General features: G+C 55.5%; 9 protein-coding genes and 1 pseudogene. All 10 read left to right on the top strand.

What is annotated here, in order from left to right; all coding sequences use genetic code 11:
• Positions 1 to 21: 21 nt before the first annotated feature.
• The 10 genes and pseudogenes from LB557_RS26035 to LB557_RS25990 all read left to right on the top strand — a co-directional run bounded on the left by LB557_RS26035 (position 22) and on the right by LB557_RS25990 (position 12,220).
• Positions 22 to 1,731 (top strand): aminotransferase class I/II-fold pyridoxal phosphate-dependent enzyme, encoded by a 1,710-nt coding sequence (locus LB557_RS26035; RefSeq protein ID WP_027033191.1) that lies wholly within the window; start codon positions 22 to 24, stop codon positions 1,729 to 1,731.
• Positions 1,732 to 2,351: 620 nt separating this feature from the next.
• Positions 2,352 to 2,551: pseudogene (gene nifH / locus LB557_RS26030) on the top strand (nitrogenase reductase); the annotation flags it as partial.
• A gap of 344 nt (positions 2,552 to 2,895) precedes the next feature.
• Entirely contained in the window at positions 2,896 to 3,672 is a 777-nt protein-coding gene (locus tag LB557_RS26025; RefSeq protein WP_051371149.1) for a class I SAM-dependent methyltransferase, read from the top strand.
• Positions 3,673 to 4,071: 399 nt separating this feature from the next.
• Positions 4,072 to 4,773 carry a phosphonate metabolism transcriptional regulator PhnF gene (gene phnF / locus LB557_RS26020; RefSeq protein ID WP_027033193.1) on the top strand — a complete coding sequence of 234 codons (702 nt, stop codon included), beginning with the start codon at positions 4,072 to 4,074 and terminating at the stop codon, positions 4,771 to 4,773.
• Positions 4,774 to 5,486: 713 nt separating this feature from the next.
• Positions 5,487 to 6,398 carry an ABC transporter permease gene (locus LB557_RS26015; protein ID WP_027033194.1) on the top strand — a complete coding sequence of 304 codons (912 nt, stop codon included), beginning with the start codon at positions 5,487 to 5,489 and terminating at the stop codon, positions 6,396 to 6,398.
• A 2-nt stretch (positions 6,399 to 6,400) separates the two neighbouring features.
• Positions 6,401 to 7,303 (top strand): ABC transporter permease, encoded by a 903-nt coding sequence (locus tag LB557_RS26010; RefSeq protein WP_027061207.1) that lies wholly within the window; start codon positions 6,401 to 6,403, stop codon positions 7,301 to 7,303.
• Between the two features lie 70 nt (positions 7,304 to 7,373).
• Entirely contained in the window at positions 7,374 to 8,888 is a 1,515-nt protein-coding gene (locus LB557_RS26005) for an ABC transporter substrate-binding protein (protein WP_027033196.1), read from the top strand.
• Positions 8,889 to 8,923: 35 nt separating this feature from the next.
• Complete coding sequence (locus tag LB557_RS26000; protein ID WP_027033197.1) at positions 8,924 to 9,940, top strand: ABC transporter ATP-binding protein; 1,017 nt, start codon at positions 8,924 to 8,926, stop codon at positions 9,938 to 9,940.
• Entirely contained in the window at positions 9,937 to 10,965 is a 1,029-nt protein-coding gene (locus tag LB557_RS25995; protein ID WP_080680389.1) for an ABC transporter ATP-binding protein, read from the top strand. The genes LB557_RS26000 and LB557_RS25995 overlap by 4 nt, the downstream gene beginning before the upstream one ends.
• A 25-nt stretch (positions 10,966 to 10,990) precedes the next feature.
• Positions 10,991 to 12,220 (top strand): alkaline phosphatase family protein, encoded by a 1,230-nt coding sequence (locus LB557_RS25990; RefSeq protein ID WP_051402054.1) that lies wholly within the window; start codon positions 10,991 to 10,993, stop codon positions 12,218 to 12,220.
• Positions 12,221 to 12,237 lie beyond the last annotated feature (17 nt).

Raw genomic sequence — 12,237 nt, 5'->3', positions numbered from 1 at the left:
TTGTAAGAAAGGAGCCCCGAAATGGTAGGTACAACTCGTGCCGTTTTTATCCTCGATTTCAGAACGCCAAAAATACATCTGTGGAGCGGCAGTTACGATGCACCATTGGTCCCGATCAGCGGTCAGCCGCTCTTGGACCGTCTCGTCAACGCCTGTTCCGAAAACGGCATTGAAGATGTCGCTCTCGTTGAAAATTTAAGCAGCGGCATATCCGAGAGGTTTTGCCTACAGGACAGCACAAATACCCTTTCGTGGCGCGCTGCGCATCACAGCGACCTCATTGAGAGGCTACGGGATCATGAGGGTGACACTCTCCTAATATGGGGAACGCCGTTTTTCGACAGCGAGGTTCTTGACGGAATCGATACCGACAGCGGATTGCGCGGCTCTGCCTGGCGGCCCGACGCACCGACCGGGATTTATCGATTGAGTGCGGATGTTCTACGCAATTTTTTACCTGAAAGCCACGGCGCGGCATCTGACGTTCGACGTCAGACCTTGAGCACGTTAGCCGTGGGTCTGTCCGGGCTGGAGATGGCGCTCCCTGCAGATGAGTTGAATGCTGGCTCCGAACTGCTCGATATTCGCGACGGTGTCGACGCATCCATAGCGGAATTTCGATGTGACAAGGAGAACTTGCTGCGGCGTCTGGAAACGAGCGTCGGAGGTTATTGGCGTAAGCCAATCGCCGAGCACATGCTTCTTTGCAATACCCGTTTCCCTCCGACGGCTTTTTACGACCGGCTGGCGACGAGGCTTGAAGGCGTGTTAACATGTTATCCTTCTCAGCAGATCGATATCGTTTCAGTTGTTGGCGCGATGACGTCGCAGCAGCCGGACTTTATTGCAGTCGGAAACGGGGTGACCGATCTCATCCAGGCGCTCTATTCAGTGCTGAACCCCACAATCGCGATTCCCACGCCCACGTTCGCCGGCTTTCAAACGCCACTCGATGACGAACGAAAGAACAACTTCGTCCTCGCTCCGCCCTATTTCGATCTCGACGTTCGAGCTTTCTTGGAATTCGCAACGGCGACAGGCGCAGATACGGCAATCGTTGTAAATCCAAACAATCCGACCGGTCGACTTGTTGATTATGCTGACGTGGCATGGCTGGCCGAGGGTCTAGGGTCTCGCGGGCTGCGGCTGATCGTGGATGAATCGTTTATTGATTTTCCCGCCGACGGCCGATCAAACAGCGTTGAGAATCTGGTGCAGTCCTGTGGCAATCTGATCGTGGTGAAGAGCCTTGGAAAGGTCTTCGGACTCGGCGGAATCCGGCTCGCCTACCTCTTGGCTGGCGATCCCGCCCTGGTTGCGGCCGTGCGCCGGAAACTGCCGTTGTGGAACATCAACGGCATTGCGGAATACACACTGTTCCTGCTGCCCGAATTCGCAGAGGAACTGGAAGACAGTCTGAGACTGTTAAGAAAGGATAGAGAGCTGTTGATCCAGGAGCTGCAGACGGTACCGGGTCTCGACGTAGTTCCTTCGCAAACGAATTTCATCCTATGCCGGCTGCCTGAAAATTCGGTATCCGCCGCTGAGCTCAAGCGCCGCCTCGTTCTCTTTGAATCCGTCCTTGTAAGAGAATGCGGCTACCAAGCGATGGACGACGCAGATCGATATCTTCGCCTGACGGTTCGAAGTCGGGCGGAGAACGAGAGGCTGGCAAAAACCCTGCGGCGCACTTTAAGCCACTCATCTACCGTCTCTGAGACCAATGTCTGACGTGACATGTACGCTTCGAACTGACTGGTCCTTTTCATATTCCGCGAGAGGAAAGCACGTTGTCTTATTTATAACCGTCATAAAAGGCTCGTCGAAATCATCAGGCCAATGGCGAAGTGTGCATCCGAGATTTGACGGCGCGATTCAATATTTCCGAAGGTAGGTCGCCCGCGACATAGGATACTTGGTAGACTACGTGCCCCATTGGCGGCAAAGCGTCCCGATGGCGGCCGCACAAGTAGGGTCGACGCTGAGCCAAAACGCACCTGGAGCGATACGCAAGTTTGCGTAAACCGCCTTCCCTGCCGCGGTCTTCCGATCAAAATCGCCTAGTCTCGCCACCCGAGGCCCCCTGACTTCCTTCCGGCCTCCGAGGCCGTCGTCTCAAACACGCCATCCGACATCGCTTGTCGCCTTTGTCGGATTCGCAACACAGCCTTAGCCGATCTCCTGTTTTGCTCAGGCTAAATCGATGAAAAGCAGCCACAAAGTTTCGTTCGGCTCGATCGGCCAGAGTTGGCACGAGTTTTGAATCGCTTCGGCACAGGCAGCGAGAGCTGTCGACCAGCGTTCATGTCGCGGGCAGTCGTGATGGATGGGAACGGAGGAAGTGAAGCAACATGTTAGGTCTGCGTCAGATCGCATTCTACGGCAGGGGGCATCGGCAGTTCACCGCCTCCCAAAAAAAATCTCGCGGCCCTTGTCGACCTCGGGCAGAAGATCCGCATCGTCGGCTGTGACCCGAAGCCGACAGCCGTCTGATAATGAACTCGAAAGCACGCAGGATACGGCCCTGCATCTCGCGGCAAAGTCATGCTCAAGGTCGGCTGTCCTCTCGCCCCCGAGCTCACCCTCTTCGAGCCAAGCTGTTGCTGGCAAGAGCTTTCGAAACGACATGCATCAAAATTATCCGCCGAAACACCAAGCGAAATTCTACAAAACGGACTTTCCGCCGCACTTCATCATTGTTCGAGCTGAAGTCAGATTTTTGGATGAAGAATAGCTCACGAAAGCACCCATGGCCGGCAAAGATAAGGCCCGTACTCGCGAGCCCGAGGCAGTGTGACCTGTGGCAACACGAAACCAGTATGCGCAACTCTGGCGGGCGATTTCCGAAGGGCCTGTATCAACATACTGGCTGGACAGGCAATTGAGGAAGACGTCATGAAAGATCATGCGCAAGTGAAGGACGCTTACACCGCCTATGGTGAAATATGGGGCGATGTCTACGATGAATATGTGGAAGCGCTCAATGAGTCCGTCGAGAACGCGCGGGCAGTCAATTTTCTCACGCCCTTCGCAAGGAACGGAACCACGCTCGAACTGGGCGTAGGAAACGGCCACATCGCCTTGCCCCTTTCGGCGACGGGAGCTTCGGTTCACGGTCTCGATAACTCGCAAAGGATGCTTGCATCGCTTCGTGCCAAAGCCGGTGGCGATTTGGTCACAACGCACCTTGGCGACATGGCAGAGTTTGACCTGGGCACTCAATATGATCTCGTCTACTGCGTTAATAGCACTTTTTCACTTATGGTGACCGTCGGTCAACAAATTGGCTGCTTTGAATCGGTCGCGAAGTCGTTAAAGCCTGACGGTCGCTTTGTGGTGCACTTGTACTATCCAGATACTGAGAATTTTTCAGGCGCAGGCTTCTATGGTGACCAAAGAACGACCGTTATTCATATCGATGAACGGCGCGCGATGGTGCGATTTACCAGGCATGACAGACCTAGACAACTTTTTGTTTCTCAAGACCTTTGGATCACACCGGGCGGAAGCCGGACGATGCCGATTAAAATGCGATATGTTTATCCAACGGAACTCGACTTGCTCGCAAAGATCAGCGGACTTGAGCTTCTCGAGCGTTACGGAGACTGGCATAGGCGCCCGTTTGACAACGCATCTTGGCAGTACATGTCGGTATTTCGCAAAACACCATGAGAATTGTGTGTCGCCATCGAAAACGCCGTGCGCTCGCCACGCAGCTTCGGTCGCGGCTGATGTTGGGGCTGAACCGGATCGACGGGTTGCTTGCCGCTGGCGTCGCCCCGGTCGGTTATTATTCCATCGACCATATGGTTGCTTGCGATGTCTGGCGAGATGGTGCCCCAAACAAAATCATCACGACGAAATCCGCCGAGCGCATGACGACGCATGTGCCTAACGGCCCCTCGGCACTTCGCTCCAGCCACCCTCCGGCCTTACGCATGACCAGGGCTGTTCGCGCAAATCAGTAGACGTCAACCGCTGGCTGCCGGTGGTCCGCTCGTCGGGTCTTCCCCAGTCCTTTTTCCTTCGGAGAAGGTTGTTGACGCAAGTCGGAAAGGAAGGTCGTGAGGTATGAAGCGCTGGGAAGTGGTTCGATCTGCTATCCTCAGTGACATCGATGCTGGTGCGTTCGAGGATGGGCGCTTGCCTGGCGACTTCGTCTTAGCAGAACGATTTGGTGTAAATCGCCACACGGTACGCAATGCGATCAAGGCCCTGGAATCTGAAGGCGCTTTGCGGGTTCAGCACGGTGTCGGGACTTTTGTTGCGGATGATTTCGTTTCACCTAGGCTGAACAGCGATCGCAGGGTCACTTACAAAGTCCTCGGTCAGAACAAATCGGTGAAGCGAGAGATACTGTCGGTCTACGAGACTTCCGTTGAACCCGATATCGCAAAGCGTTTGAGGATCGTTCCGTTAGTGTTGGTTACTGAGGTCAGGTGGGTTTCGTTCCTCAATGACTGGCCCTTGGCCACCGGATCGAGCCACGTTCCAATCAGCCGAGCTCCGGGTCTTGCAGTTGCGTTCGAAGGAGTAAGCTCCTTCACTGTCGCCTTGAGGCGCTGCGGTATTCTGGAATACAAGCGGAAATGGACACGGATAACGGCACGAAGACCCACCCAGCAGGAGGCACAACACTTACGGATATCGTCGTCCAGCCCGGTACTGGTTGAGACCAATGTCGATGTAACCCCCGATGGGTTGCCGATCAAATATGAATTCAGCGTCATACGAAGCGACAGATATGAATATCTTATCGAAATCAATGATTAGCACGGAGAATTCGGCGCGAAACCGTGGCTAATTCGCTGATGCACCCGCGGATTAGCCGGCCCGCTTTGCAGGGGATGGTGTCACGATGAAGTTAGCGCCTGTGGGGAATTACGACAGAGCCAAGGGCGATCGGCGCGCGGCTTTATGGCCGCATACAAGAAGAAGCTCAGAAGGGACTCGCCAGGTTTGGTCGTGACGAGCGGTGCTCCATCGATCCGATGTGCTCCATGCGGGCCGGGCTCACGCCGCTCCCGCCACGCGCTGCCAAGTGAAAGCTGGCTCGAATGCCGCCGGTAGCGCCGTGCCATCGCGCTCACCCATTGCCCGCCTCCACTCACACCGAGCTGCCGGACTAAGGTGCGCGAATTCGAAGACGCGGCAGCCGGGTGGCTGGCAGTCGGCTTTTTTGTGACCGACCCGATAGAGTCAACGTTCGATCACCCGCAAACGACCCGCCGGCTGACCAAATTCTGAGGGTTCGGTCTCATGGCCAGCGATGGAGCAGGGCTAGCTGAAGCCGGAGGGACGCAAACAACGCTGGCTGCGTAACCGGCTCTGGCTGAGGCGGTACATCGACCAAAGCTCTCCCCGTTTGCAGGAAAACCAAATTCCTTGGTCCCATTGTCATCAAAGCGTTACACGAAGGTTCCTAAGATACCTAGACATCTGTACATCACTCATAGCCCTTCAGGCTGTTGCGTGGAGCAAGACCTGTGTTCTTCATCTCTAGAGCTTTACGCAGCGCACTTACCTTATGGGCAATTCTTACCATCGTGTTTTTTGCGACACGGTTGACGGGAGATCCAACAGGCTTCCTTATGCCGCCAGAGATGCCCGAAGCACAACGAATTGAGCTTAGGGCAAAGCTTGGACTGAATGATGACATCGCAACACAATATCTAAGGTATGGCGAAGCGCTCCTTCGGGGAGATTTTGGGCAAAGTTTCTTCTCCAAAAGACCAGTTGTCGAACTTTTTATGGAGCGGGTCCCCAACACTCTTCTTTTAACCGTTCCAGCGTTTGTGTTGTCTGTCGCCATCGGCTTGTGCGGCGGCCTATGGGCTGCGCTCCGTCACAATAGTCTCTTCGATCGTTCGCTCACGACTGCAACAGTTGTGATGCAGGCTATCCCAAATTTCGTGGTCGGCATCGCCACCATCTTAATCTTCAGCCTCTCCCTCAGGCTTCTGCCGAGTGGCGGCATGGGGACGTGGAAACATTTTATTCTGCCCGTGATCACGCTCGCTCTTGCGACGTGCGCGAACACAGCTCACCTCGTCCGAACCTGCATGCTTGAGGTCTTAGCGCAGGATTACATGCGCTATGCCCGCAGCAAAGGATTGAGCCCAGCTGTTGTCGTGCTGAAGCACGGGCTGAGGAACGCAATACTCCCTGTCTTGACTATTATGGGTTTGCAATTCGGCGGCCTAGTTGCGGGCGCGGTCGTGACGGAGTCAGTCTTTGCCTGGCCTGGCGCAGGGCGTCTCGTGATCGATGCTGTCATGAAACGCGACTTCGCCCTGCTTCAATTCGGAATTCTGGTTTTCTCGGCAGCGATTATCTTCGCCAACCTTCTTGTCGATGTTGCCTACGGCCTGCTGGATCCCAGGATACGTGAGAGGTGATCATGAGCATTGATATCCGCGTGTCGGAACCAATTGTTGGCGAAACCGAAGACAAGCTTGTTCTGGCTCCGCCCCGGCGTGGCCGCCCGCCGGCAGCGAGGATCATTTCGCTCTCCATTCTGTTTCTTATGATCTTGTTGGCTTTAGCTGCTCCCGCAATCACTCCACACGATATCTCCGAGCAAAGCCTGTTGAGTCGTCTCCAGCCGCCTGTTTTCGCAGGCGGCACAGACGACCATCCGTTAGGAACTGATCATCTTGGGCGCGATGTTTTTTCTCGCCTCCTTTTCGCGACGCGCACCACGCTATTCATCGCTTTTGCCGGTGTCTTTATTGGCGTCGTCGCGGGCACGCTGGGCGGATTGATTTCCGGAACGTTAGGAGGATGGGCCGACCAATGCCTGTCGGCTGTGGTTGACGCGCAGGCCGCTGTGCCAACCACTTTGGTGGCTCTGACAGCAGTCGCATTAGCTGGTACGCATCCACTCGTTTTGGTGCTGATCATCGGCTTTTCGGATTACTATAGGTATGCCCGCATCGTCCGCGGGCAGGTCGTGGCCCTCCAAGGACGCAGTTTCATCGAAGCGGCTCGATGTTCAGGGGCGTCGCCTTGGCGTATCGCGATGCGTCACGTTCTTCCTAACACGTTCTCGCCCGTCGTCGTTCTGGCCAGCTTGAGCTTTGCCGAGATCGTCGTGCTGGAGTCTTCACTTTCTTTCCTCGGCGTAGGTGTTCAGCCGCCAAATGTTTCCCTCGGATCGCTACTCGGCGAGGCCAGAAACTACCTGATCTCCACACCTTGGCTCGCGATATTTCCGTGTGTCGTGATCGTTATGATCACCGTCGCGGCAGCCACGATCGGTGATTGGCTGCGTGCCTCCCTCGATCCCCGGAGCCGCACGTAAGAGCCGCAGCTCCAATCCCATTTCCTGCAGGAAAGACTAGCCACCATCACCTTAATCTTGGAGACCCCATATGCGAAAACTACTCTTGGCCATCGCCATGCTGCTGCCGACCTTCGCTGTCGCGCAGGAGGATACGAGGCCGCCACTCACCGTTGGCGTCAACACGGTTCGCGCCAATTTCGATCCTGGGCTAGCTCTCGGGAATGTGGACTTACCCATCACCTACAACATGTTTGATACGCTGGTCGCGAGGGACTTTTCCAAAAGCAAAGACCGGACGTCCTATGAACTCGTGCCCGGCTTGGCAGAGAGCTGGAAGCAGATCGATGACCGCACCATGGAGTTTTCACTCCGGCCCGATGTTCATTTCCACAATGGTCAGCCTCTCACCAGTGCTGATGTGAAATTCACGTTCGACCGCATCCTGGATCCGGCTTCCGATTATGTCGAAGCCAGGAATCTTCTCAAGGTTATCGAGCGAATCGACGCCGTCGATGACCTAACTGTGAGGATCACGACGAAGGCACCAAGCCCGATCCTGCTTCAGCTGCTGGCCTATCACACCAGCGAAATCGTGCCGAAGGCATATTTCGAGTCGGTCGGAGAAAGCGGTTTTGGGCAAAAGCCAGTGGGCACAGGTCCATTCGATTTCGTCAAGCTCCAGCCTGATGAAAGCATCGATCTCAAAGCAAATGACTCCTACTTCCGTGGACGCCCCACGATCTCCAGATTGACGTTCAGGTCCATACCAGAGGTGTCGGCAAGAATAACTGCACTTGCAAATGGTGAAGTCGACATTGTCAACAGCATACCTCCGGATCAATTAAAAGCCGTGGAAAGTCTGGGTTGCTGCAAAGTTCGCAGTGTCTTGATGAACCACCACTTCATTCAATACAACACCTATAATCCGGTGATGGCCGATGTGAAGCTCCGACAGGCCCTCAATCTGGCGATCAATCGCCAGTTGCTCGTCGATGCCCTATGGGATGGCAAGGCCACGCTTCCGCATTCGGCGCAATACGAGGCATGGGGACCCGAGCTTTATGACCCCAATCGCCCGACTCCGCCGTTCGACCCGGATCGAGCTCGTCAGCTGCTTAAGGAATCATCGTACAAAGGGCAGCCGATCTTCTACGTGACGCACCCAGTGTACTACACCAATGGCGTCGCTGTTGCGGAAGCCGTCGTGCAGATGTGGAAGGCGATTGGCGTAAATGCCAGTGTCCGCGTCGATGAAGGATGGACCCAACTCACCAAGGACAATCCGGTACTTACCGCACGAAACAGCTCTGACTGGGTCGTGCCAACGGATCCTGCGGTCACCCTCTACATGACTTGGTCGAAGGACCTTTGGAAAGACGAGGCGCACTTCGACGAACTGGCCGAGGAGGGCGAGACGACCCTCGACAGGAGACGTCGTCACGACATCTACCAGAAGATGATCGACCTTTTTGAGGAGGAAGCTCCGGGCACGTATTTGTACCGCGCACCGGAATTCTACGGGGTCCGATCAGGTATTCAGTGGCTCCCGAACACCGAATACACAATGGACTTTCGCCCCGACAACATTCACTTCACGAAGTGAAAAGCTAGACCTCCCAGCAACTAGGTAAGTCTAGGATGAAACAGAGCGAGCTTCTCCGTGTCGAAAATCTACGCACCTATTTCTACTCCCAAGGTCGCACTGTCAGAGCAGTCGAAGATGTGTCGTTCTCGGTTCAGCAAGGGAGTACTGTGTGCCTTGTCGGAGAATCCGGATCGGGCAAATCGGCAACTGCCTTTTCTATCCTGAACCTTATCCCAAAGTCGATGGGGCGCGTAGTTGCGGGGAAGGTCCTCTATGGAGGGGAGGACCTTCTCCGGATTTCTCAACGACGTCAACGCACGATCTTGGGCAACGAAATTGCCATGATATTTCAAGAACCCGCGGCGGCGCTTAATCCCGTCTGCACCGTAGGCGAGCAGATCGCGGAGGTTCTTCGAACCCATAAACAGTGCAGTGCTCGTGAGGCGCGCCGGCAAGCAAAGGCAATGCTTGATCGCGTCGGTATTCCCGACGCTCAACGCCGCCTGGACGATTACCCGCACCAGCTGTCCGGTGGCATGCGACAAAGAGCAATGATCGCGATCGCACTCTCGTGTCGCCCTAAGTTACTCATCGCCGATGAACCGACCACAGCGCTCGACGCGACAGTTCAATCGCAAATTCTCGGCCTCCTTCACGAGTTGCAGGCGGACACTGGCATGGCACTGCTGTTCATCACGCATGACCTCAGCGTCGTCGCCGAGATCGCTGACCGGGTTCTGGTGATGTACGCCGGCCGAATTGTCGAAGAAGGCGATGTCATGCAGATATTCGACGATCCGTGGATGCCCTACACTCGCGGTCTACTAAAAGCGCGGCCGGGCCTCCACTCCGGAGACGGATCTTCCCGGCGGCTTTCTGCCGTGCCCGGCGATCCTCCGGACCTCGCAAACCTGTCAATTGGCTGCTCCTTTCGCCCACGATGCTGCCATGCAGCCGCTGATTGCGCCTACCGCCCACCGGACCTCGAAACAGTCCGCGGGCACAGCGTGCGTTGCATGCATTGGCGTCAAATCGTGGAGGCCGCTGGGGAGCCGGAGGCTGTCCTATGAATGCTAATATTAGCGATATTGAAACGCCCGAAACCGGTGCAGTCCCGATCACCTATGGTGGCAAGCCCTTGCTTGAAGTTGACAGCCTTCGCGTCCATCTGCCACTCCGCAACATCTCACCGTTCAGGTTGAAACGATCCATAAAAGCCGTCGATGGAATATCGTTTTGCATTGCTCCTGGCGAAATCGTGGGCGTGGTCGGCGAATCCGGCTCAGGCAAGACGACATTAGGTCGGAGCTTGCTGCGGCTTGTCACGCCGAGTTCCGGTCGGATCCGATTTAAAGGGACCGATCTGACAGCTCTGTCGTCCAAAGAGATGTATTCTTTTCGGCGGCAAATGCAGATGGTGTTCCAGGACCCGTATAGCAGCCTCAACCCGCGCATGACTGTGGCGGAAATTGTTGGTGACCCGCTGTCAATCCACAAAGCTCATCTGACAACGCAGGCGCGGCAGGTACGGATCGCCGAACTCTTATCTCAAGTCGGAATATCCCCAGCACACGGCTCGCGTCACCCTCACGCTTTTAGTGGGGGGCAACGCCAAAGGATTGCCATCGCCAGGGCCCTGGCCACCGAGCCGGATTTCGTCGTCGCCGATGAGCCCGTATCGGCGCTCGATGTTTCGGTCCAGGCTCAGATCGTTAATCTACTTCTTGATCTGAAGGAAAGGCATGCTCTTACGATCCTGTTCATCTCGCATGATCTGCGAGTGGTTAGCCATATAGCAGATCGGGTAATCGTAATGTATCTCGGTAAGGTCGTGGAAATCGCACCGGCCGAAATATTTCGAAATGCGCCCGCTCATCCTTATACCGAAGCCCTGGTTTCAGCGCTTCCCGTTCCCCATCCAAGTCTTCGCCGAGCACGGGTAGTTCTGAAAGGCGAAGTTCCGAGCGCTGTTACACCTCCATCAGGCTGCGTCTTTAGAACGAGGTGCTCAATTGCCAGCGCAGAATGTGCCAAGGTCACGCCAGATCTTCGGCAAGTCGGCGCAGGCCACTGGATAGCATGTATAAAACGTTAATCTCTTTTGAGTGAGCTAGATTGCAATGACGCATCGAAAACTTCTTCTCATAATGATCGATGGCGTGAGCGCCGACTATTTCCAAGCACATGCCAACCGTCTGCCAAACTTATCGTCACTGGCAGCCGATGGATATCTCGTACGCCGCATGCGCTCTGCGGTACCAGCGACCTCCATGCCGGGTCGGGCTTCCATACTCACAGGTGTCGGAGCCGAGATACATGGTATCTTTGGCAATCGCATCCTGAGTGACGGCGCCTTTGTTGCAGCTGAAGCAGAACACCTCCTCGTTCCGACGATTGCGACTCTTGCCTCGCGTGCCGGCCTCGACGTGGCTTGCATCGGGCACGCCCTCATTAAGCCGGAAGATACGTCCATCTATGTTCCACCTTGCTGGCTGCGTGGCCCGGGCTTCATCAAGATCCCCAGCGATGGGAGTACGCCGTCACTGCTGAAGATAAAGGATCCACGCGGCCGACTGGGGGCCATCCCGCTGCCCTCTTACGTACCTGAATTCAGCGGGCCGGACGGCGTATCCAGCATTACCAGGACGCTTATCGGTGACCAGCTTACGATCGCCGCGGCCGCCAGTCTGCTCGAGTCAGAAGAGGCACCTGATCTTCTCATTACGGAGATCAATGCCACGGACGCCTTCCAGCATGACTTCGGCTATGGGAGCGACGAAGCTCATTTCGCGATCGCTTTCGCGGATTCTCTCGTTGGTCGTTGTTTGGATAGTCTGCGCCGGGCAGGTCGGCGTGATGATTACACGATTGCGATCGTCAGCGATCATGGCCACCGTAACATCAAAACATCAATCTTGCCGGACCTGATCATTCCGGGAAAGGTGTGGCAGTCCGAAGGTGCAACGCTGCACGTTTTGGTTGAAAGCGATATGGACCGCCGAGAGGTAACCAAGAAATTGCTCCAGTATGGCGCAGAGGCCTGGAATAGCGATCATCTACCAATTGAACTCCGCAACAGAATTGCCACTTTCACGGCGCCGCCAGAATGTGATTTCGAAGAGACCCCGGCACACCATCCGGCAGACCAACCGGTCGGCTGTCCGAAATACAAATCTACCCATGGTTTTCGACCTGGCTCTGCTGCGGATGATCGTGTTTGCATTATTTCCGGGCCGGCTGTTCCGAATGAGGTCGCGGAAGGGGCTGAAGCGACGCGCTTAACTCCAACGCTTTCATGCGTCCTTGGACTGCCCGGCGATACATTTTCCGATTGCCCGCTTTTCCGATAATACACAATGAGCAGTTA

Source organism: Mesorhizobium sp. BR115XR7A, assembly GCF_020165315.1.
Lineage (GTDB): Bacteria > Pseudomonadota > Alphaproteobacteria > Rhizobiales > Rhizobiaceae > Mesorhizobium > Mesorhizobium australicum.
Note: the sequence above shows the minus strand (reverse complement) of the source record. Positions and strands in the feature narration are given on the sequence as shown.

What these genes read in the sequence shown, in the direction of transcription:
- LB557_RS26035 (WP_027033191.1), top strand. Translation starts at nt 22, where the DNA reads ATGGTAGGTACAACTCGTGCCGTTTTTATCCTCGATTTCAGAACGCCA.
- LB557_RS26025 (WP_051371149.1), top strand. Translation starts at nt 2,896, where the DNA reads ATGAAAGATCATGCGCAAGTGAAGGACGCTTACACCGCCTATGGTGAA.
- phnF (WP_027033193.1), top strand. Translation starts at nt 4,072, where the DNA reads ATGAAGCGCTGGGAAGTGGTTCGATCTGCTATCCTCAGTGACATCGAT.
- LB557_RS26010 (WP_027061207.1), top strand. Translation starts at nt 6,401, where the DNA reads ATGAGCATTGATATCCGCGTGTCGGAACCAATTGTTGGCGAAACCGAA.
- LB557_RS26005 (WP_027033196.1), top strand. Translation starts at nt 7,374, where the DNA reads ATGCGAAAACTACTCTTGGCCATCGCCATGCTGCTGCCGACCTTCGCT.
- LB557_RS26000 (WP_027033197.1), top strand. Translation starts at nt 8,924, where the DNA reads ATGAAACAGAGCGAGCTTCTCCGTGTCGAAAATCTACGCACCTATTTC.
- LB557_RS25995 (WP_080680389.1), top strand. Translation starts at nt 9,937, where the DNA reads ATGAATGCTAATATTAGCGATATTGAAACGCCCGAAACCGGTGCAGTC.
- LB557_RS25990 (WP_051402054.1), top strand. Translation starts at nt 10,991, where the DNA reads ATGACGCATCGAAAACTTCTTCTCATAATGATCGATGGCGTGAGCGCC.